Origin of the sequence: Trinickia terrae, from assembly GCF_005144415.1 — a bacterium.
Classification (GTDB): Bacteria; Pseudomonadota; Gammaproteobacteria; order Burkholderiales; family Burkholderiaceae; genus Trinickia_A; species Trinickia_A terrae.
In genome coordinates this window covers 133955-155656 of record NZ_SWJE01000017.1, presented here as the reverse complement: position 1 = coordinate 155656, position 21702 = coordinate 133955, and the positions used below count along the sequence as shown (strand labels likewise).

General features: G+C 64.2%; 19 protein-coding genes and 1 tRNA gene. 10 read left to right on the top strand and 10 right to left on the bottom strand.

The genetic code is table 11. From position 1 onward, the window contains the following. The 4 genes from pheT (at position 1) to FAZ69_RS27585 (ending at position 3519) form a co-directional block, all read left to right on the top strand. The gene (gene pheT, locus FAZ69_RS27600) at positions 1-2433 is read left to right on the top strand and encodes a phenylalanine--tRNA ligase subunit beta (RefSeq protein ID WP_136898271.1); all 2433 of its coding nucleotides are present in this window, start codon (positions 1-3) and stop codon (positions 2431-2433) included. Positions 2434-2502: 69 nt separating this feature from the next. Further along, on the top strand, positions 2503-2913 hold the full coding sequence (locus FAZ69_RS27595; RefSeq protein WP_136898270.1) for an integration host factor subunit alpha: 411 nt from the start codon (positions 2503-2505) through the stop codon (positions 2911-2913). Between the two features lie 48 nt (positions 2914-2961). Further along, positions 2962-3384 (top strand): MerR family transcriptional regulator, encoded by a 423-nt coding sequence (locus FAZ69_RS27590; protein ID WP_136898269.1) that lies wholly within the window; start codon positions 2962-2964, stop codon positions 3382-3384. Positions 3385-3442: 58 nt separating this feature from the next. Beyond that, positions 3443-3519, top strand: a tRNA-Pro gene (locus FAZ69_RS27585). Between the two features lie 21 nt (positions 3520-3540). Here FAZ69_RS27585 and FAZ69_RS27580 read toward each other — a convergent pair. Continuing rightward, positions 3541-3768, bottom strand: coding sequence for a hypothetical protein (locus FAZ69_RS27580; protein ID WP_136898268.1), 228 nt, complete (start codon positions 3766-3768; stop codon positions 3541-3543). A 346-nt stretch (positions 3769-4114) separates the two neighbouring features. Here FAZ69_RS27580 and FAZ69_RS27575 point away from each other — a divergent pair, with 346 nt between their 5' ends. Further along, the gene (locus FAZ69_RS27575) at positions 4115-5275 is read left to right on the top strand and encodes a glycoside hydrolase family 53 protein (RefSeq protein WP_136898267.1); all 1161 of its coding nucleotides are present in this window, start codon (positions 4115-4117) and stop codon (positions 5273-5275) included. Positions 5276-5293: 18 nt separating this feature from the next. On the opposite strand, the gene FAZ69_RS27570 is transcribed toward FAZ69_RS27575, so the two are convergent. From FAZ69_RS27570 to FAZ69_RS27550, 5 genes are all read right to left on the bottom strand, one after another. Then, on the bottom strand, positions 5294-7252 hold the full coding sequence (locus tag FAZ69_RS27570; RefSeq protein WP_136898266.1) for a beta-galactosidase: 1959 nt from the start codon (positions 7250-7252) through the stop codon (positions 5294-5296). A 46-nt stretch (positions 7253-7298) separates the two neighbouring features. Next, positions 7299-8150: a carbohydrate ABC transporter permease gene (locus tag FAZ69_RS27565; protein WP_136898265.1), complete on the bottom strand. Its 852-nt coding sequence runs from the start codon at positions 8148-8150 to the stop codon at positions 7299-7301. A 12-nt stretch (positions 8151-8162) separates the two neighbouring features. Then, on the bottom strand, positions 8163-9080 hold the full coding sequence (locus tag FAZ69_RS27560) for a carbohydrate ABC transporter permease (protein WP_136898264.1): 918 nt from the start codon (positions 9078-9080) through the stop codon (positions 8163-8165). Positions 9081-9149: 69 nt separating this feature from the next. Beyond that, positions 9150-10391 carry an ABC transporter substrate-binding protein gene (locus FAZ69_RS27555; protein WP_136898263.1) on the bottom strand — a complete coding sequence of 414 codons (1242 nt, stop codon included), beginning with the start codon at positions 10389-10391 and terminating at the stop codon, positions 9150-9152. Between the two features lie 74 nt (positions 10392-10465). Then, positions 10466-11623, bottom strand: a complete 1158-nt coding sequence (locus tag FAZ69_RS27550; RefSeq protein WP_136898262.1) for an ABC transporter ATP-binding protein — start codon at positions 11621-11623, stop codon at positions 10466-10468. Positions 11624-11916: 293 nt separating this feature from the next. On the opposite strand from FAZ69_RS27550, the gene FAZ69_RS27545 reads away from it, so the two are divergent. Continuing rightward, entirely contained in the window at positions 11917-12942 is a 1026-nt protein-coding gene (locus FAZ69_RS27545; RefSeq protein ID WP_136898261.1) for a LacI family DNA-binding transcriptional regulator, read from the top strand. Positions 12943-13338: 396 nt separating this feature from the next. On the opposite strand, the gene FAZ69_RS27540 is transcribed toward FAZ69_RS27545, so the two are convergent. Further along, positions 13339-13902 carry a phasin family protein gene (locus FAZ69_RS27540; RefSeq protein ID WP_136898260.1) on the bottom strand — a complete coding sequence of 188 codons (564 nt, stop codon included), beginning with the start codon at positions 13900-13902 and terminating at the stop codon, positions 13339-13341. Positions 13903-14122: 220 nt separating this feature from the next. On the opposite strand from FAZ69_RS27540, the gene FAZ69_RS34275 reads away from it, so the two are divergent. The 4 genes from FAZ69_RS34275 to FAZ69_RS27525 all read left to right on the top strand — a co-directional run bounded on the left by FAZ69_RS34275 (position 14123) and on the right by FAZ69_RS27525 (position 17834). Continuing rightward, positions 14123-14254: a hypothetical protein gene (locus FAZ69_RS34275; RefSeq protein ID WP_255451583.1), complete on the top strand. Its 132-nt coding sequence runs from the start codon at positions 14123-14125 to the stop codon at positions 14252-14254. 464 nt (positions 14255-14718) lie between these two features. Continuing rightward, positions 14719-16062, top strand: coding sequence for an MFS transporter (locus FAZ69_RS27535; protein WP_136898259.1), 1344 nt, complete (start codon positions 14719-14721; stop codon positions 16060-16062). A 54-nt stretch (positions 16063-16116) separates the two neighbouring features. Beyond that, entirely contained in the window at positions 16117-16662 is a 546-nt protein-coding gene (locus FAZ69_RS27530; protein WP_169708777.1) for a hypothetical protein, read from the top strand. Positions 16663-16724: 62 nt separating this feature from the next. After that, the gene (locus FAZ69_RS27525; protein ID WP_169708776.1) at positions 16725-17834 is read left to right on the top strand and encodes a porin; all 1110 of its coding nucleotides are present in this window, start codon (positions 16725-16727) and stop codon (positions 17832-17834) included. 139 nt (positions 17835-17973) lie between these two features. On the opposite strand, the gene fusA is transcribed toward FAZ69_RS27525, so the two are convergent. The 3 genes from fusA to FAZ69_RS27510 all read right to left on the bottom strand — a co-directional run bounded on the left by fusA (position 17974) and on the right by FAZ69_RS27510 (position 21467). Beyond that, entirely contained in the window at positions 17974-20028 is a 2055-nt protein-coding gene (gene fusA / locus FAZ69_RS27520) for an elongation factor G (protein WP_136898257.1), read from the bottom strand. Between the two features lie 136 nt (positions 20029-20164). Then, positions 20165-20650: a universal stress protein gene (locus FAZ69_RS27515; protein ID WP_136898256.1), complete on the bottom strand. Its 486-nt coding sequence runs from the start codon at positions 20648-20650 to the stop codon at positions 20165-20167. Between the two features lie 166 nt (positions 20651-20816). Next, positions 20817-21467: a class I SAM-dependent methyltransferase gene (locus tag FAZ69_RS27510; protein WP_240702487.1), complete on the bottom strand. Its 651-nt coding sequence runs from the start codon at positions 21465-21467 to the stop codon at positions 20817-20819. Positions 21468-21702: the final 235 nt, after the last annotated feature.

Genomic DNA, 21702 nt, shown 5'->3' with positions numbered 1-21702 from the left:
ATGCAATTCCCTGAATCCTGGCTGAGAACCTTTGTCGACCCGCAGATGACGACGGACGAGCTGTCGCATGCGCTGACGATGGCGGGCCTCGAAGTCGAAGGCTTGCGGCCGGCGGCGCCGCCGACGTCGAAGATCGTCGTGGGCCGCGTGCTGGAAGTGGTCAAGCACCCGGATGCGGACAAGCTCAACGTCTGTCAGGTCGACGCGGGCACCGGCGCTCCGCTGAACATCGTATGCGGCGCGCCCAATGTGTCGCCTGGGATCAAGGTGCCAGTCGCGCTCGTCGGCGCTCAGCTGCCGCCGGCCGAAGAGGGCGGCGCGCCGTTCGCGATCAAGCTGTCGAAGCTGCGCGGCGTGGAGAGCCAGGGAATGCTGTGCTCGGCGCGGGAACTGAAGCTGTCCGAAGATCATAGCGGCCTCCTGATCCTGCCGGAAGATACGCCGATCGGCCAGGATATCCGCGAGACGCTGAATCTCGACGACACTATCTTCGAAATCAAGCTGACGCCGAACAAGGCCGATTGCCTGTCGGTGTTTGGCGTGGCGCGCGAGACGTCGGCGATCACCGGCGCGCAGCTGAAGGCGCCCGAGTTCAAGCCGGCCGAGGCCGCGCTCGACGAAGTCCTGCCTGTGAAGATCGCTGCGCCCGATCTGTGCGGCCGATTCTCCGGCCGCGTGATTCGTGGCGTCAACGCGCGTGCGAAAACGCCGCAATGGATGGTCGAACGCCTTGAGCGCTCGGGCCAGCGTAGCATCTCGGCGCTCGTCGATATTTCTAACTATGTGATGCTCGAACTCGGCCGTCCGTCGCACGTGTTCGATCTCGACAAGATCCACGGCGCGATCGAAGTGCGCTGGGGCCGTCGAGGCGAGTCGCTGAAGCTTCTGAACGGCAACACGATCGAGCTCGACGAGACGGTCGGTGTGATCGCGGACGATCGCCACGTCGAGAGCCTTGCAGGCATCATGGGCGGCGACAGCACCGCAGTCTCGCTCGACACGACAAACATCTATCTGGAAGCGGCGTTCTGGTGGCCTGACAGCATCCGCGGCCGCGCTCGCAAGTACAACTTCTCGACCGATGCCGCACATCGTTTCGAACGTGGCGTCGATTACTCGACGACCGTCGAGCACATCGAGCGCATCACGCAGTTGATCCTCGACATCTGCGGCGGCAAGGCCGGCCCGGTCGACGACCAGACCGTCAACGTGCCGCAGCGCGCGCCGGTGAAGATGCGCGTCGCGCGTGCGAACCGCATCATCGGCGTCCAGATCGGCGCTGACGAGATCGCGCAGATATTCACGCGTCTGGGGCTCGCATTCGAGCGCGATGGCGACACCTTCTCTGTGACGCCGCCGCCGTACCGCTTCGACATCGAGATCGAAGAGGACTTGATCGAAGAAGTCGCACGCATCTACGGCTTCGAGAAGATTCCTGCGCGCCCGCCGGTTGCGGCGAGCGAGATGCGGGCGACCAACGAAACTCGGCGTTCGATCCACGCGATCCGTCATCAGCTCGCCGCGCGCGACTATGCGGAAACGGTGAACTTCAGCTTCGTCGATGCCGAATGGGAGCAGGACTTCGCGGGCAACGACAACCCCGTGCGCCTCTTGAACCCGATCGCAAGTCAGCTCTCGGTGATGCGCACGACGCTGTCCGGCAGCCTCATCAACGTGCTGCGCCACAACCTGAACCGGCGCGCTGAGCGCATTCGCGTGTTCGAAGCGGGGCGCGTGTTCCTGCACGATCCTTCGCTGAAGGCGGGCGAGTTGGCGGTCGAAGGCTATGCGCAGCCGAAACGCATCGGTGCGCTCGCGTATGGTTCCGTGGTTGAAGAGCAGTGGGGCGCGCCGTCGCGCCCGGTCGATTTCTTCGACGTGAAGGGCGATGTCGAAGCGCTGTTCGCGCCGCGCGCCGCGCGTTTCGTGAAGGCCGAGCACCCGGCGCTGCATCCGGGACGCAGTGCGCGCATCGAGCTCGATGGCCGCACGGTCGGCTGGATCGGCGAACTACATCCGCGCTGGATGCAGAAATACGATTTGCCGAATGCGCCGATCCTGTTCGAAATCGATGCCGATGCATTGATCGAGCGCTCCCTGCCGGTGCCTGCCGAAGTGTCGAAGTTCCCGCCTGTGCGGCGCGATATCGCGGTTGTGGTGGACCAGAAAATCGAGGCCCAGGCGATGCTCGACGAGATGCAAAAAGCGCTTTCGGACGAGGCGTGCAAGTCCGTCCAGAGGGTTGCGCTTTTCGATGAATTTCGTGCAAAATCAAATACTTCTGGTGGGCTTGGAGCCCATGAGAAAAGCCTTGCGTTCCGGGTAACCTTGCAAGATACTGGCGGGACCCTGCAGGACGAAACGGTTGATCTGGCCGTCAAAACCCTGGTGGATCGCTTGGCTCGAGTCTATGGCGCGCGATTGCGCGGATAAGCGCGGACCGCAACTGATTACGGTTGCTCCGGCATTGTCTGGTATTCGTTTGACGCGCCATCAATTGATATGAACGAAATGAACTCGAGTGATTTCGAAGCCCTTCTTACGGCGCAGCGTAGCGCCATGATTCGCGATATCCCGACATCACCCGCTGGCGCCTCAGCGGAAACGCCGACGCTCACGAAAGCCGAGCTGGCCGAGTTGCTGTTCGACAATGTCGGACTCAACAAGCGCGAGGCGAAGGACATGGTCGAGGCCTTCTTCGAGGTGATTCGCGACGCACTGGAAAGCGGCGACAGCGTGAAGCTGTCCGGCTTCGGCAACTTCCAGTTGCGCGACAAGCCGCAGCGTCCCGGCCGCAATCCGAAGACCGGTGAGGCGATTCCGATTGCGGCTCGCCGTGTCGTGACGTTTCATGCAAGTCAAAAGTTGAAGGCGCTCGTCGAAAACGGCGCCGAAGCAGACTTCGCGCGCTGATAGTTGTGGCGCGTTTCCCGCGCAATTCACCACGACGGTTAACTGACGATGACTACGACGGTCGAAAAAGTCGTCTTGCCTCCGATTCCGGCGAAGCGCTACTTCACGATCGGTGAAGTCAGTGAACTGTGTGGCGTCAAGCCGCATGTACTGAGGTACTGGGAGCAAGAGTTCACGCAGTTGCGTCCGGTGAAGCGGCGGGGGAATCGCCGCTATTATCAGCATCACGAGGTGCTGTTGATTCGGCGGATTCGTGAGCTGCTGTATGAGCAGGGGTTCACGATCAACGGTGCGCGCAATCGTCTCGATTCGCATGGGGCGGTGATCGATGAGCTTGACGAAGCGTCGGCGGCAATTGAAGCGCCGGTTGTGGCGGCGAGTCCGGCATCCGCGCCGGCTGCGGCTGGAGTCGTCAACGTCGAGCAGTTGCGCAACGATTTGCTGGGCGTGATTGATTTGTTGCGTCGTTAGGTTTGTACCGAGGCAATGGTTCTAATCGGCGGAAGTGTCTGTTATACTTTCATGCTTTCGGGGCGTAGCGCAGCCTGGTAGCGTACCTGCATGGGGTGCAGGTGGTCGGAGGTTCAAATCCTCTCGCCCCGACCAGTAGTAGCAAGGGTTAGCCGGTTAATAGCCGCTAACCCTTTTTCTTTTTGCGCCGCTCGCCGCTGACCTCTGCAAGGCACCGAGCAGACGCACGATCAGCGTCAGCCTCTTATAGACGTCGGATATGAGTTCCGCGCGCTTCACATGCAACGTCGAGTAGACGATCTGCGAGTGCTGTTCTGCGACGCGGAGGGCGGAATTGGCCTTGGCCAGTTCAAGGTCAATCTGCGCGCTGTACTGCTTCAGCATACGGTCCGCCCAGACCTTCCCCAACCATCCGCCTAAGCCGGATACTAGGGCCCCCCTTCGCCAAGCGCGCTTATCAGCAACCTATTAAGGTCCGAGCTTCGTTCATTGATCCCTCGTGCGTCGACGACGACCACTCTTTATAGGAGCAGGGCAAGCCGTTCTTGGTGTGAGCGGGGGCGAAAACGCAGCACGTCGAATCCTTCCCATTCGCCAGATACTGAGCACCGTCCGAGTCTTTTGCATCCGCATATCCGCTCTGATAGTCTCGAATCACTGAAAATTTAAGCGCTTAAATTTTCAGTGAGAAAAATCCAAATCAGACGAGAACACCCAGGAGGGAAGACGAATGAAGAGACGTTCGATGCTTTCATGGGCAGGCTCCACGGCGGCGCTTGCCTGCATCAACGCGATCGTGGGCCGTCCCGCAGCGGCCGGCGAGGTGTCGCCATCCGCGGGCTCGCGCCCGTTTGCAATGGGCGCCGACGTATCCACGCTCCTCGAGCTGGAGGACCACGGGGCCCGTTATTACGACCACGGCGTGGCGCAAGACTGTCTCCATCTCTTGCGCCGGCACGGTGTCGATTCGATCCGCATCAAGGTGTGGAACGACCCCGGCAATCCGGACTACTTCCCCGCCAACCAGAGCCCCGCCGCCGGATACAACAACGCCGAGCATGTCCGTGTGCTCGCGCGTCGCGCCGCGGCGCTCGGCCTGCGCGTGCTGATCGACTTTCACTACAGCGACTGGTGGGCCGATCCCGGCAAGCAGTATCCGCCTCACGCGTGGGCGGGCAAGGATATCAGCGAGACCTGCGCGCTGCTGTCGGAATACACCTCGGACGTGCTGCACACGCTGCGCAAAGACGGCGTGACGCCCGAATGGGTGCAAATCGGCAACGAGATCACGGGCGGCATGCTCTGGCCGCTCGGCCGCTACGATCAATGGGACAACCTTGCGCAGCTGCTGACGGCCGGCCGCGATGCCGTGAAATCCGTCGATCCGCGCACGCAGGTCATGTTGCATATCGACAGCGGCGGCAACAATGCGACGAGCCGCTGGTGGTTCGACAACGCGACGCAGCGCAGCGTGCCGTTCGACGTGATCGGCTTGTCGTATTACCCGCAATGGCAAGGCTCGCTCGACGACTTGCAGAACAACGCGAACGATCTGGCGACGCGTTACGGCAAGGACGTGATCGTCGTCGAGACCGCGTATCCGTGGACGACCAGCGATGGCGATTCGGAGCCGAACACGATGACGAACACCGGCTCGGTGACGTATCCGCCGACGCCCGCCGGCCAGGCCCAGTTTCTCGACGCGCTGACCGGCATCGTGAAGGCGATCCCGGGCGGGCGCGGCAAGGGCGTGTTCTGGTGGGAGCCGGAGTGGATTCCGGTGGCGGGCGTCGGCTGGAAAGTCGGCGCGGGCGATCAGTGGGACAACAACACGTTGTTCGATTTTCACGGTAACGCGTTGTCTTCGCTGTCGGCGTTCCGCAACCGCTAGCTAGTCCGCTCGCGCCGATCAACGTTCGATCCATGCGGCGACGTCGGCCGCGCCGATCGTCGGCCCGCCCAGCACGAACGTCGCGCCGGGCGGCGCTGGCACGGGTTGCGCAGCGTCGCCGTAGTTGATCGCAAAGCGCAGCGCTCCACGCGTGCGCAGCCGCAGACCCTCGGGCAACGCATGCGCGGCAAGGCCCGCGTCGCGCACGCTGCGCGCGACGACGGCCTGCAGCATTGCGCGATCGAAGCACGCCGCAGCCATGCTGACGCGGCCGCGCCGTACGAGTGCGGGTACACCGTCCTCGAAGCGCGCAAGCACCTCGGCGCCGGGTCCCGGCTCGGCATGATCGCGCCAGCGAGTCGCCCATCCCTCGACGCCGTCGAAGCTGACCGCGGGCCGCAGCGATGGCCGCAGCGATTCGGCTTGTCCGATGCGCACCGGCAAGATCGTTTGAAGCTGGCCCGGCGGCAGCTCCGGCGGGATCGAGTACGCCTCGGTCTTCGAACCCGTGCGCGGCCCGAACAGCCAGTGGCCGTTTCCGCGCGCGGCCTGCTCGACCACGCTGGCGGGCAATACCGGCAGCGTCGGCGCCACGACGAGCGCATAGCCGCTGACGTCCGCCCGCGCCGAAAGGATGTCGACGTCGAGACCCAGCCGGCGCAGCGCGCCGTACCACTCGAACACGTGCTGCTGGTAATCGAAGTCGGCGCCATGAGGCTGGATCTGCGTGATCCAGTCGGCTTCGTAGTCGAAAAGCAGGGCGACGGGCGCGCGCGTCCGGGGTGCGTCCGATGGCAGCGCCAGCGCGCGCAGTTCCTCGCCGACCCGCGCCACTTCGCGCCCGCCCGGCGACAGCGCATCGTCCGGCGCATTCAGGCCCGAGTGCATCTGCTCCTGCGCGCGAGGGTACTGGCGCCAGCGGAAGTAGGACACGAGCTCGGCGCCGTGCGCAAATGCTTCCCAGGTCCACAGGCGGACCATACCCGGCAGCGGCGCCGGATTCCACGGCGCCCAGTTGACCGGCCCGGCCTGCTGCTCCATGACCCACATGCGTCCGTTGCCGACGCCGCGATAGAGGTCGTGACTGAACGCGGACACGTCGGGATGGCCCGTGCGCGCCCAGCGGTGCTTGTCGGCTTCGGCGAGCGGCAGCACTTCGGTGCGCGGCACGGGGTAGCTGTCCCACGCCGCGACGTCGAGCCCGCTCTGCGCGAACGCGTAATGATCGAACTGCGTGAAAAAGCCCATGAAGTTGTGCAGCAGGTCGCGTCCGGGCGCGTGCTCGCGGATCAGCTCTGCCTGCAGCGCGTGAAAGCTCGCGACTTCGTCGGACTGAAAGCGCCGGAAATCGAGCACATGGGCGGGATTGGCGTCGGTGGGCGTTTGCATTGGCAGCTCGATGTCGTCGAAGCGCCGGTACTCCATGCTCCAGAACACGTTGCCCCATGCTTCGTTCAGTGCGTCGACGCTTTCGTAGCGCGCTTCGAGCCAGTGCTTGAAGCGCTGCAATGCCGCCTTCGAATAGCTCGGCAGCGTGTTGTGGCAACCGAGCTCGTTGTCGGTCTGCCAGGCGATGACGGCCGGGTGCGCGCCATAGCGCCGGACCATGTCGCCGACGATGCGGGCGCAATGCTCGCGGTAGATGGGGCTCGACACATCGTAGTGGCGTCGCGAGCCGAATTGCCAGACGCGGCCGTCGTGAGCGACCGGCAGAATTTCAGGGTGCTGGTCGACGAGCCATTTGGGCGGCGATGCAGTCGGCGTGCCGATGATGATCTTCAGGCCGTGGCGCGCGAGCGTGTCGACCGCCTCGTCGAGCCAGGCCCAATCGTAGCGGCCGGGCGAAGGTTCCATGCGGCTCCATGCGAACTCGGCGATGCGCACGCGCGTGATGCCGAGTTCAGCCATGCGCCGTGCATCGCTTTCCCACTTTTGTCTTGGCCAGTGTTCCGGGTAGTAGCAAACGCCGAGGTGCATCGAGAGGGTCCTTCAAAGGATGGGAATGTTGGTCGGGCAATACGCGTCATCCCTTCGTCGCGCCAAACGTCAGGCCGGCGACGAAGTGCTTCTGCATCGCAAAGAACATCGCCACGGACGGCAGGGCGGCCAGCACCGATCCGGCCGACACCAGGTTCCACGCCGTCGTCCACTGGCCCTTGAGCGCGGCGACGCCGACGGTGACCGGCGCGGCGTCGTCGCCCTGCGTGAGGCACAGCGCCCAGAAGTAGTCGTTCCAGACGAAGGTGAAGACGAGGATGGCGAGCGCCGCGAGCGCGGGGCGCACGAGCGGCAGCACGACGCGTGCGTAGATCGCCCATTCGCTCGCGCCCTCGATGCGGGCCGCCTCGATCAGCTCGTACGGCAGCTCGCGAATGAAGTTGCGCATGAAGAGCGTGCAGAAGCCGGTCTGGAACGCCGCATGGAACAGCACGAGCGCCCATACGGTGTTGTAGAGGTTCAGGCCCAGCATCAGCTCGCGCACGGGGATCATCAGGATCTGGATCGGCACGAAATTGCCGGCGACGAAGATGCCGAGCAGCACGAGGTTGCCGCGAAAGCGGAAGTTCGCGAGCGCGTGGCCGGCCATCGACGCGAGGAAGATTGAAGCCGCCATCGCCGGCAGCGTGATCAGGCAGCTGTTCAGGAAGTAGTGGAGCATCGGCGTCTGCGTGAGCGCCGTGCCGTAGTTGTCGAGCAAGGCGAAGTGCTTCGGCCAGCCCCAGTAGTTGCCTTCGGCGAGCTCGTCTGAGGAGCGCACCGACGTGACGAGCACGGCGAGAAGCGGCAACAGCCACACGGCGAGCGCACACGGCAGCGACAGGCGATACAAGAGGCGCGAAGCAGGGCGCCAGCGGGCGACGGGCATCGGATACATGGGCAAGGTTCCTCAGGATTCGACGCGCACGAGGCGGCGCAACTGCCAGACGATATAGACGAGCATGATCGCGAACAGCACGACTGCGATCGCGGCCGAGTAGCCTTCGCGGTAGTACTTGATCGCCTGGTCGTACATGAAATAGGCGAGCACGGTCGAGCTGTCGAACGGGCCGCCGCCGCTCATCACGGAGATCAGGTCGAAGCTGCGCAGCGCGCCGATCACCGTCAGCACGACCGCCATGAACGTGGCGGGCCGCAGCTGCGGCAGGATCACGTGCCATAGCAGCGTGAAGCCGCGCGCGCCCTCCATGCGCGCGGCCTCGATGATTTCGCTGTTGATGCCGGTGAGCCCGGTGAGGTAGAGGATCATGCAGAACGGTATCTGCGGCCACAGCGCGGCGAACACGATGCCGTAGGTGACGTAGCGCGGATCGCCGAGCACGGCAATGCCGTGTCCGGCGATCAGCCTCAGGAGCCCGAAGGCCGGATCGTAGAACCACGAGAAGACTAGCCCGACCACGACGCCCGGCAGCACGAACGGCGCGAAGAACAGCGATTTCACGAGGCGGATGCCGGACACGTTCTGGTTCAGGTAGAGCGCCATCGCGAGTCCGGCGGGCGGCGCGAGCAGAAACAGCACGAGCCAGATCAGGTTGTTCTTCAGCGCGACGTAGAACGTATCGGACGCGAACAGCTCGCGGTAGTTGTCGAGCCCGGCGAAGGTCTTCGGCGTCATGCCGTCCCAGTTGTGAAAGCTGATCGCGAGGCTGCTCGCGATCGGATAGAGGACGAAGACGGCGAAGAGCGCCAGGCCCGGCAGCAGGAACAGCAGCGCCGCGCGGGTGCGGCGGCGGGCCAGCGTCGCGCGCTCGCGGGCGGGTGTATGCGGCGCGCGCGGCAGCGCGCCTTCGGTGACGGTGATCGACATGCGGGAGCCTCGGACGGAGCGGGGTTGGGCGGGCAGCGTGCGACGACGCGACCGCCCCAGGGCGAGCGGCTACTTCTTGTAGATGCGCTTGCGAGTCTGTTCGAGCCGCTGGAGGACCGCGTCGAGCTGGCTCGGGTCCGAGTAGAACAGCTGCATGGCCTTCATGCCTTCGTCGGCCATCTCCTTGGTCATGTCGCGGTCGTAGAACTGGGCGATGCCGCCCGTGGTGCCCGAAAGCGTCTGGAAGCCCACCTTCGAGATCGGGTCCTGCGGCTCGGGCGCCTTGTTGTTCGACGGCAGCTGGCCCCAGCCTTGCGCGAGCTCGCCGTTGATTTCGGGCTGTCCAAAGAAGGCGATGAGGCGTCGCGCCTCGGCCTTGTTCTTGGCTTTGGCCGGGACGACCAGCACGTTGACAGGCCCGTCCTCGGCCATCGGCACGGACGCGTCGATGACCGGGAAGCGGAAATAGCCCATGCTGCCGTGCGTCGACGCGGGCAGGGTGGCGGAGAAGAACGTGCCCATCAGCATCATCGCGGCCTGGCCGTTCACGAGCAGCGGGCCGACGGAGTCGACGTCGTAGGAGAGCGCGTTGTCGATGAAGTACTTGTCGTCGATCAGCGTCTTCCACGCGGCGTAGACGTTGCGCACGCGCGGGTCCGTGTAGGCGACGTCGCCTGCCATCAGCTGCTGATGGAATGCGTAGCCGTTGATGCGCAGGTCGAGATAGTCGAACCACGCGGCGAGCGTCCACGAATCGCGCGCCGCGACGGCGATCGGCGCGATGCCGGCGGCCTTCAGCTTCTTGCAGTCGTCGAGGAACTGCTGCCACGTGGCGGGCTCGCCGGCGATGCCGGCTTTCTGGAACAGGTCCTTGCGATAGAAGAAGCCGTATGCGTCATAGCCGAGCGGCAGGCTGTACTGCTTGCCCGCGTAAGTCGAGGACTGCTTCACCGAGGCATAGGCCTGGTTCCAGCCGTTCTTTTGCCAGTCGGCGCTCAGGTCTTCCAGCAGGCCGCGTTTCGCGAAGTAGGCCATGCGCTCGCCGTTGTGCCAGCTCAGCACGTCGGGCGGATCGGTCGCTAGCCAGCCGGAGATCTGCACCTTGTAGGCTTCTTCGCCGACGTAGGTGACTTTCAGGTCGATGTCGGGATTGGCTTTCCTGAACTGGTCGAATACGTTCTGCCAGGTGGCCCGCTGGCTGCCGCGCGCCGACACGTCGACCGCCAGCGTTCCGGCCGCGGCCGCGGTGGCGGCGCTCAGCGTTGCGCAGGCGAGGCAGGCCAGCGCGAGCTTGCGTGCTTCGAATTTCATCTTCGTCTCCTGTATGTAGTTGGCTCGTTCTTGCACCCCGCTGCGCCGAATGGCGAGCCGGCTGCGATCCGGCATCACGCGAGCGCCATCGCCGCGCGTCTGACTTGCAGTGCTGCACCCGTCGCATCGAACGCATGGCAGGACGCTTCAGGCAGGTAAAACGGTTGTCGGTCGCCCACTCGCAGCGGGCAGTCGCCCGGCACTTTCGCGAGCAGCGGCGTGCCGCCCGGCTGGTCGAGATGCACGTACGAGGTCTCGCCGAGCTGCTCGACGAGCAGGACGCTGCGCACGATCGCGGCAGGCGCCGTGCCGGTCGGGTCCGCGGCGAGCAACAGGTGCTCGGGCCGGATGCCGACCGTCAGCGTGTCGCCGGCCGACAAAGCGCGCGGCGTCGCGCGCCCGCGCAGCACCAGGCGCTCGCCGCTTTCGCTCAGGCGCACATCGATCGCGTCTTCTTCCACCGACACGACCATGGCCGGCAGGAAGTTCATGCGCGGCGAGCCGATGAAGCCGGCCACGAAGCGATTGGCCGGCCGATGGTAGAGATCGAGCGGGGCGCCGATCTGCGCGATGCTGCCGGCGTGCGCCGCGTCGCTGCCCGCATGCAGGAGGACGATCTTGTCGGCGAGCGTCATCGCTTCGACCTGATCATGCGTGACATAGACGGAGCTTGCCTGGCGAAAACGCGAGTGCAGCCGCGCGATCTCGATGCGGGTCTGCCCTCGTAACGCCGCATCGAGATTGGACAGCGGCTCGTCGAACAGGAACACTTTCGGCTCGCGGACGATCGCGCGCCCGATCGCGACGCGTTGCCGCTGCCCGCCCGACAGTTCCTTCGGCTTGCGCTCGAGGAGCGCGTCCAGTTGCAGGACGCGCGCCGCTTCAGTGACGCGCCGCCGGATCTCGTCCTTCGCCACGCCGCCGATGCGCAGCCCGAAGCCGATGTTCTCGAACACCGTCATGTGCGGAAAGAGCGCATAGCTCTGGAACACCATCGCGGCGCCGCGCTCGGCGGGCGGCGTCTCGTTCATGCGCTTGCCGCCGATGTGCAACTCGCCTGCGCTCAGCTCTTCGAGGCCGGCGATCATGCGCAGCAGCGTCGACTTTCCGCAGCCGGACGGGCCGAGAAACACGCAGAACTCGTGCTCGTCGATATCGAGGTTCACGTCCCGCAGCACGGGCGGATGCTGCCCGTATTGCTTCGAAACATGCCGCAGCGAGATGGCGGTCATCGGATTCTCCTGTTGGCGCCGAGGAGGGCGTCGTCAAAATTTAAGCGCTTAAATTTCTGTGGCGCAATAGGCCGTCGTGACGGTACCATGCTGTCTCCTGTCGATCAGAGTTGGCGCTTCAGCGCTTACTCTGATCCCATGCAAAGCGAACAATCGTTGTGGGCCAGAAGTTAGCTCAGCGATGTTTGATGTGCAACTTCTGGAACGCTGTCCCAGCATATGAATCACGAACGTATCGGCTGTCTTTCGCGCGGGCTGTCCTTCGCACCGCGATGCTGCGCCGCGAGGCTCGCATGGTGACGCTTGCCGAAGTCGCCCGGCGCGCGGAGGTGACGGCGGCAACGGTGTCGAACGTGCTGCGCAATCCGCAGAAGGTCAAGCCGGCGACGGTCGAGCGCGTGATGGCCGCCATCCGCGAGCTCGGCTATCGCCCGAATCTCACGGCGCGCGCGCTGGCGCAGGGGCGCGCGTCGACGCTCGCGCTGATGCTGTCGAACGTGACGAACCCGTTCTACCCCGAGTTCGTGCTGGCGGCCGAGCGCGAGGCGCGCAAGCGCGGCTATTTCCTGCTCGTGTGCAACACCGACGACGACCCGGCCATCGCGCGTGCCTACCTCCACCAGATCGCGGGCACGCTGGCGGCGGGCGTCATCGTGATGAACACGGACCTCGCCGAGCAGGAGCTCACGGAGATCGCGCAGGGCGGCGCCGCGGTCGTGCTCTGCCTGTGGGAGCACGCGCAGGCGTCGCGCACGTTGCCGTGCGTCACAGTCGACTTCGCGGCGGCGGGCGCGCTGGCGGCGGCGCATTTGTCGGAGCTCAGGCATCGCAAGATCGGCGCGCTGGTCGGCGAGGGCTCGGGCGGCCCGCAGTCGGTGCGCCTGCGCGGCTTCGCCGAGGCGCTCGCGGCGCGCGGCCATGCGGAGAAATCGCTGACGGTCGCGACCTCGCACGATTCGATCGAAAGCGGTTATGAAGCGGCCAAGGCACTGTTGCTGGCGAAGCCGGCGCTGACCGCGCTCTTCGCGACGAACGACCTGATGGCGATCGGCGCGATGCAGGCGGCAGCGGACATGGGCAGGCAGGTGCCGCACGATCTGTCGATCGTCGGCCTGACCGATATCCAGCTCGCGCGCCAGTTCCGCCCAGCGCTGACCACCGTGCGGTTTCCGACGGCGCACATCGCCGCCCGATCCGTTGCGCTCACGCTGGAGATGGTGGAGGGGACGGCGCCTGCCCAGGCGCTCTATCAGGTTCGCGCGCCGGAATTGGTGGTGCGCGAGTCGACCGGTCCGGCGCCATCACGGCGGCGCGGTTGATCGAGCGGCTGCGTTCGCACGAGCGAGGCTCGGCCGCGACGCGCGGCGAGTTTTGCGAAGCGTGGGCCGGCGATTCGTCGCGGGGTCGACGATGTCGTCCCGATAAGGACGTCCGGAGCTCGACGCCAGAACGGGCCTCGGCTTCGAAGCCTTCGTCGGCGGACTGAAGGCGTAGCGCAACGGATCGGCTCGACGCCACCGCCTGCTTGCCGCCTACCTCGTGGCGCAGGAAACGCGGGCAAAAAAATTCCCGGCCTTTGCCGGGCAAACGATACGCTGCTGAACGTATCGGAGCGTTGGATCGCGCGGCTGCTCACTCGAAACGACGAGTGACAGCCGCGCGATGCATCTAGCTGGCGGTACCGCGTGCGGTGCCTGAATTGCTACGCCGGACGCTTAAGCAGAGGCTTTCTTGGAGGCGCGCGAAGCTTGCTCGGCGGCCTTCGTCGCAGCCGTGGTGGCGGCGCTGAAGTTGCTTTCCGCGATTTCGATCGCTTGCTTCGTGGCTTTCTGAACCGTTTCGTACGTGGTGTTGGCGGCGGTGATGGCCGACTTCATCACGGCGACGGCGGTTTCCGAACCGGCCGGCGCGTTCTTCGAGACGTTTTCGACGAGCGCTTGGACCTTGCGGTTCTGCTCTTCGTATTGGGCTTCGGCAACACGCGCGAACTCGGCTTGCGTGGCCGAGGCGATTTCATACAGATGACGGCCATACGCCAGGGCTTTTTCGGCCAGCGGCTGAACGACGTTCGCCTGCAGCGCGAGGAATTCCTGTGCGTCCTTCGCCGACAGCGCGCGTTGCGCGTTTTCCTGGCTTTCCGCGAGCGTCGACTTGACGACTTGCAGATTGAGCTCGGCCAGCTTTTCGACGCCTTCGAACGCCTTGTTCGTCAGGCCGAAGAGGGTCTCGAGATTGGCTTTCGTGGCCGCGGAGAATTGCTCGGGCGTGAGCAAAGTCATGTTTGCGCTCCTGATGGACGGGGCCGCCGGATGCGGACCGCGTTGAGTTGACGTCGGAAATGGGCTGATGCTGACACGGCGAGCCGTTGTGCATTGCAGCAGTGGTTCTTATTCTAGGTCAACGCCGTGGGCTGTCAAGGAATTTTTTGTGCACCGCACAAAATCGATAATTTCTCAGTAAAACAATGTCTTATGAATTCATTGTGACATCGGGCCGGCCATGCGCCATCCTCACGCCGCGCCTGCTGCGTTGCGTGCGACGGTGTCCGACGGCAAGAACGCGATTTTGCCGTCGAAGCTCAGTCCCCAACTGAGCGATGCGTACTGCGCAGCATCGGCAATCGAGGCGTGAGAGCGCTTGTTCATCTCGACGTGGCGCTGTGGCGTGCACGAAACACCGGGTCGCTGCGCCAGTTGCGAGTTGATTCTGCAGCTATCTGTTTCTTTTATCGCGTGTCGGCTGCGCAGCAGGTTCGCACACGGCGGCGCTCGATACTCGGGATGCGAAAGCGTGCTTGCTGGGCGGGCTTTTGCGGCGCTCTCCCTATCTCTCTGCACGTTGGTTTGCCCTGAATGGAGGGGTCTTCAAAGTAAAAACATGACGTTAACCCGCACTGTCGGCGAGCGGGGAGCGTTTGTATTTTGGTCTCCCATATCGGTTGCCGGTGGCCGAGCGCGAAACCGGGACGATATCGAATCGGCGCGCGAGGCGTGTCCGGCGCCGGTCTGCGCAAGCGGCCGGTACCGCAAAACAATCATGGATGGAAGCGGCGCCTTTCGGCCGCAGGCCATCCGAGCAGCGTAACGGAGACAAGCATGAATCCTGAAGCATCAGTCGACATCAAGGCGTTCATCGACGCGCGCAAGGTGTCGGCCTATCAATGGCTCGTTCTCGCCCTATGTTTTCTGATCGTGACGATGGACGGGCTGGATACGGCGGTGATGGGCTTTGTCGCGCCCGCCATCATGCAGGACTGGCATGTCGCGCGCGCGGCGTTCGGTCCGATCATGAGCGCCGCGATGATCGGGCTCGCGGTGGGCGCCCTTGTCGCGGGGCCTTTGGCGGACCGGGTGGGACGCAAGACGATCCTGGTCGGCTCGGTAGGGTGTTTCGGCTTCTTCAGTCTTTGCTGCGCGTTCGCGGATACCCCGGCGCAACTGATCGCGCTGCGCTTTCTCACCGGGCTCGGCCTTGGCGCGGCGATGCCGAATTCGACCACGCTGCTCTCCGAGTATGTGCCTTCGCGCAGCCGCTCACTGTTGCTCACGATCATGTTCACGGGCTTCAACTTCGGCTCCGGCGCGGGCGGCTTCGTGGCGGCTGGGCTCATTCCCCACGTCGGCTGGCGCGCCGTATTCCTGTTTGGCGGCATCGTGCCGCTCTTGAGCGTTCCGCTGCTTCTTGGGCTGCTGCCGGAATCGGCGCGCTTCATGCTCGTGCGCAAGGCCGCCGCGTCGCGCATCGCGGCCACGCTGGGGCGCGTCTGCGGACACAAGTTCGGCGACGAGGTGAGCTTTACCGCGCCCGAGCCTGCCGCAGTCGACAAGGCGCCGGTGCGCATGCTGTTCGCCGACGGTTACGCGTTTGGCACCCTGATGCTGTGGGTCACCTACTTCATGGGGCTGTTGATCATCTACTTGCTGACCGGCTGGCTGCCGACGCTCATCAAAGACGCGGGACTTCCCGTCGAGCGGGCAGCGGCGATCACTGGCCTGTTTCAGCTCGGCGGGACGGTGGGCGCGGTCGCAGTCGGCTTCGCGATGGACCGCATGAACCGTAACGCGGTGATCGGCGTGGCGTACCTGCTTGGAGGCGTGTTCATTTTTGCGCTCGGCACGGGTTCTCTGACGTCGGCGCTACTGCCGGTTCTGGTGGCGTGCGCGGGCTTTTGCATGAGCGGTGCGCAAACGGGCTTGAACGCGCTCGCGCCAACCTATTACCCGACCCGCGCACGGGCCACGGGGGTGAGCTGGATGCTCGGTTTCGGCCGGTTCGGAGGCATTCTCGGCTCGTTCGTCGGAGGCATCCTGCTGTCGATCGGCTTCAGCTTTGCCACGGTGTTTTCGATTCTCGCAGTACCTGCGGTGATCGCCGCGATGGCAATCGTCATGAATCGCGTGGCGTTGCGATACATCGCGAGTCCGGTGGGCGAAGCGTGAGATGGCGCATCGCAGTCACGGCAATCTTTTGAAAACCACATGAGGAGCAGAGACATGGGCGGCAACTACGGCACGCACAGCAATGAACTTGGCCAAGGGTTGATTCCCGGCGCCGCGGCGAAACCGGCTTTGACGGAGATTCTCCGCGCGGGCGTAAAGGGTGGCCTGACCGGCGCCGTGATCATATGGATCTACGAGGCGCTCATCTGGGTAGGGGCGCAGCACTTGATGCCCCTGGCCGGCATCCCGCGCAACGCGACGGGTCTGGTATTCGGCAAGGACTTTCAGGAGTCGATCGGAATTTGGGCGTATTTCCTGGGCACCGCGATTCACTTTTTCTTCGCTATCGCGTGGGGCGTCCTGTTTGCGGCGATTTGGCCTTATTTCCGCCGGCGCGGGTACGAGGCGACTTTCGTTGCGCTGTTTTACGCGATCTTCGCGTGGATCGTCATGCACGTGGCGATCATGATCGCATCCAGCAATCACCCCGACTATTCCAACCCGGCCGTGATTATCGGCGGCTTCATGTCCCACTTCTGCTTTACCGTTCCGCTGGCCCTCATCGTGAAGCGGATGCTCGCGCCGCGACCGGTTCTCTAGCCTGGCCGAATTCCAATTAAATAGTTAGACGACAGGAGAGGTGGGAAAAAATGAAACCTAAAATGAAAGCACTACTAATGATGACAAGCGTTGGCATGGCCGCTTCGCAATGGGCCAACGCGCAATCGTCGTTGACCTTGTACGGCGTTCTCGACGTATTCGGCGGCTATCAGTCGGCGAAGGTCAGCGGCAAGAGCACGTCGCTATACGTCCTCGGGAATAACGGCGAAATGACCAGCCGTTGGGGGCTGCGCGGCACGGAAGACCTGGGCGGTGGTTACCGCACGACGTTTGACCTGGAGAGCGGATTCGATCCGGGAACGGGCAAGCAGCAGAACCCGTATCGCTTCTTCGACCGGCAAGCGTGGGTCGGCATTTCGGCGCCCTACGGCGAGTTCAGGTTCGGTCGCCAGAATACGCCGATGTTCGCGTGGTCGGGGAACATGGACGCATTCAGCGCCGCGACGTACGGCTCCGGGTTCAACAACTTCGCCAATTGGCTCGCTCGCGTCGACAACGACATCAGCTATCTCTCACCGAAGCTGGCGAACACCCAGGTGGAGCTCCACTATTCGGTCGGCGGGCAGACCGGGACGCTGGCGGGCAACGCGGTCTACCAGGCCGGTGTGCAGAGCACGCAGGGCCCCGTCTATCTTGCCGCGGCATATCTGAACGCGGCCAATTCGACGAACACCGTTCGCGTGCAGGAAATCATGGCGGGGGGAAATTACGACTACGGTCGTGGAAAGGTCTACTTCGGTTATTTCCGCGCGAACGACGTGATTTCGTCCACGACCGGCAATGCGTTGAGCAATCCCGCCGGCAAATACGATCCGTCGGTGGGGCCGGTCGGAACCGTGCCCGGCAATTGGCATAGCACCTATTCGCTGTCCGCGGATTTCCGGTTCAGCCCGTTCTTGAGCGTGGGCGCCGGCTATGCGTGGATCGAGGACAGCTCGTCGCTCGGCAACAACGCGCGCGAATGGAGCGCGATCGTCAACTACGATCTTTCGAAGAGCACGCGCCTGTATGGCGTGGTCTCGCGACTTGTCAATGACGGGACGGCTCAGTTCAAGATGGCGGGGGCGAGCATCACGACAGGCTCGTTCCTGACGCCGGGCGCCGGGCAAAGCGAAAACGGCGTGCAGATCGGCATTCGCCACCTGTTCTGACGGCCTGCCGCCGGTCGGGCCGCCACGATCCTCGGAAACGCCGGCGATGAGTTTATTGATTAGCGGTTCCTTGGATGAAACGATGTTGCAGAAGGGAGGGGCGCAGGCGGCGCCGCTTGCGCCGTCCGCCTGACGTTCGCTACGTCGCGGCATCTCCCTGTTTTTTATGCTGCGACGCCATTTTTTCCTGCTGCGCAGGCGGCACCGGATCGTAGTGACTGAGCTGGATGCTGTAGTTGCCGTGTCCGCCGGCGATCGCGTTCAGCCGCGATTGATAGTCGTTGAGTTCCGACAGCGGCACCTGCCCCGCGACGACCACGGCGTTGCCTGCGACATTGCGCGTGCCATGCACCTGTCCGCGCTTTGACGACAGGTCGCCGATGATGTCGCCCATAGCCGCTTCCGGCGTCATCACTTCGATATCGACGATCGGCTCGAGCACGATCGGCTGCGCTTTGAGCACTGCGTCGATGAAGGCCTTGCGGCCGGCGGTGACGAACGCGACTTCCTTGGAGTCGACGGAGTGGCTCTTGCCGTCGAACACGGTGACGCGCACGTCCTGCATCGGAAAGCCCGCGAGCGGTCCGCTCTCGATCACCTGAAGAATGCCCTTCTCGACGGCGGGAATGAACTGACCGGGGATGGCGCCGCCCTTGACGGCGTCGACGAACTGGAACCCGGCGCCGCGCGGCAGAGGCTCCACACGCAGCATGACTTCACCGAACTGCCCGGCGCCGCCGGTCTGCTTCTTGTGACGGTGATGCCCCTCGGCCTTGCCGCCGATGGTCTCGCGATAGGCGATCTTCGGCGGCCTCGTGACCACTTCGAGTTTGTACTGATCGGCCAGCCGCTCGAGCATGTGGCGCAGGTGCAGCTCGCCCAAGCCGCGCACGACGGTTTCATTGGTGCCGACCGGATGCTCGATGCGAAGGCACGGATCTTCCGCGCCGAGCTTCTGAAGAATTTCCCAGAGACGCTGCTCATTGCCGCGGCGCGCCGGTTCGATCGCGAGTCCGTAGATCGGCGTGGGAAAGTCGAGCGGGGTGAGGTGGATGTCGCCGTCTTCGGGCGCATCGTGCAGCACGGAATCGAAGCCGATCTCGTCGACCTTGGCGGTGGCGCAGATGTCGCCGGGGCCGGCCTCGGCGACATCCACGTGATCCTTGCCTTGGAGCATCATCAGGTGCGCGACGCGAAACGGCTGTCTCCCCAGCCCGATGTAGAGCTGGCCGTCGCGGCGGATCGTGCCCTGGTGGATGCGAAACACGGCCATCTTGCCGATGTACGGGTCGACGATGATCTTGAAGACATGGGCGAGCACGTGCTTGCCGGCATCCGGCTCGGCGTGGACGGCTTCGACTTCGCGCTCGCCGCCGGCATCGCGGTAAAAGAGCGGCGGATTGCCCTCCAGCGGATTGGGCAGAAGCCGCACGAACACTTCGAGCAATTCGGCGATGCCGGCGCCGCTGGCCGCCGACGTGAAGCAGACCGGGATCAGATGGCCTTCGCGCAGCGCCCGCTCGAACGGCTCGTGCAACTGTTCCGGGCTGATCGCCTCGCCTTGCTCGAGGTAGAGCTCCATCAGTTCCGGATCGATCTCGACGACCTGGTCGACGAGCTGGTTGTGCGCGGTTTCCACCGACAGAAAGTCGGCCTCGCCGGCCGGGGTGAAGAAGCAATCGACGACCTGGCTGCCACGCTGCGCGGGCAGGTTGATCGGCAGGCAGGTCTTGCCGAACGCCTCCTGGATCTGTTCGAGCAGAGCGGGGAGGTTGACCTTCTCGCCGTCGATGCCGTTCACCACGATCATGCGGCACAGCTTGCGTTTCTCCGCCCACGCCATCATGCGGCGCGTCGTCATTTCGATGCCGGTCTGCGCGTTGATGACGATGGCGGCAGTCTCGACGGCCGATAGCGCGCTCATCGACAGTCCCGAGAAGTCGGGGTAGCCCGGGGTGTCGAGGAGATGGATGCGGGTGTCGCGGTAGTGGAGGTGGGTGACGGCGGAGCTCAGCGAGTGGTGATACTTGCGCTCGAGCGGGTCGAAATCGCAGACCGTGGTGCCGCGCTCGACGCTGCCTGGGGCATGGAGCGCGCCGCCCTGATGGAGCAGCGCCTCGGCAAGCGAGGTCTTGCCGCAACCGGCGTGCCCGAGCAGAGCGACGGTGCGGATGGCAGCGGGGCTGTAACCCATGGTTGCCCTCGTCCAGTAACGGATGTTGGGCCATTATTGGCGAAAACAGGCCGTCTGCCAAATGGGGGGCGTCCGGCCCAGGGTAGACCAATCGATCTAGCGCCATCCGTGCGGTTGCCGGCGCACGCGCCATCGTTCAACCGAGCGGCGTCTCGCTTTGCTCGCTCTTGTCGGCCTTGACGCGCATTCCTTTGTCCGCGGAGCGGTCGCGCACGATGGTCACGGCGCACGGCGCGTAGGCGATCACCTGCCGCGCCACGGAGCCGATCAGCCAGCGGTCGAACATCGTGTGCCCGCGATGGCCGACGACGAGATGATCGATGGCATGCCGTTCCGCGTAGAGGACGAGCTCCTTGGCCGGCTGTCCGACCAGCAGCTCGAACTGCATCGGCAGATCGAGGCCGGCGAGCTGCGACTTGACTTCCACGAGGATCTCCTCGCTATGCTTGACCATCAGCTCGATCATGTCCTTGCGCTCGTATTCCAGCGCCCCCCAATCCGGCGCCCGTGCAACGACCAGGACAAACAGCTTTGCGCCATAGCGTCTGGCGAGATCCACCGCGAAGTTCGCTGCGTGACGGGCGGATTCCGATCCGTCGTAGCCCAGAAGTATGTTGTTCATGACGGGCTCCTGTGTCGACCAGAGTTAGCGCTTTAGCGCTTACTCTGGTCCCATGCTGTGGTTGCCTGGAGCTGGTGCTTCAGCACCTGCTCCAGGCCCACTGCCATGACGTGAGGCAGTATCGACCATCATACGCTTCGCGCCGGGCACGATCACGCCGGCGGATCTACTGCGCTTTCTTGAGGATCAGGAAGTATTGCGAACTGATCCACCATGGCAGCCAGGCAATCGGGCTGTGGCGCACGCGCTCCACGGAGAAGCGGGCCGTGACGGTGTCGCGCAGCTCGCGGAAGTCGAACCCTTTGTGGGTGATGCGCGGATTGTCGGGACGCGTCACGCGCACGCCGGCCACCGACATCGCGATTTCGCCGAGGCTGTATTCGGTGTGCAGCGTGTGGCGGCGCATCATCCAGTTCAGCACCTTCGGAAGGGTGGCGAAGCCGTACATGATCGGCACCGAAATGATGAAGAGCGCGCCGGGCTTGAGGATGCGTGCGGCGTCGGCGAGCAGTTGGTCGACCTCGTGCGCGTACAGGTGTTCGCAGACCTCGAAAGCCGTCAGGACATCGACCGATGCGGCGTCGATCATATGCATCGAATCGGCGTACCGCACTTCCGGATGCACGGGCGACATGTAGGGATCGTAGCCGATGAGCCTGATGTCGCGGCGCAGCTCGCCGAGCTGGTGGAGCAGCAGGCCAGGCCCCGAGCCGAAGTCGACCACGGTCCCGTGCTGGGGGCAATGGTGGTTCACGAGCTCCAGCGCGACGGCCATCCGTGTCCGATGCGCATATCGCGCGAGGGGGTTGGATGACATGACGGTTTGTTCTTCGTAGGAAATGTCGCGCATTTTTCGAGGCCCCAAGTTCGCCCACCTTGCTAGCTCTGTCGTGCGGCTGATCTTGCCTCCTGCGGAGGGCGGCAAGCAACGAATCCCCCTAGTTGCCAGTTGCCAAAAGTCAGTGCTTCCAAGCCATCGATCCGCTTGTGCGGTGCACGATGACGCCGCGCGAGCGCGAGGCTGCTACAGGTCGCGCTTCGCGGCTCCCGTG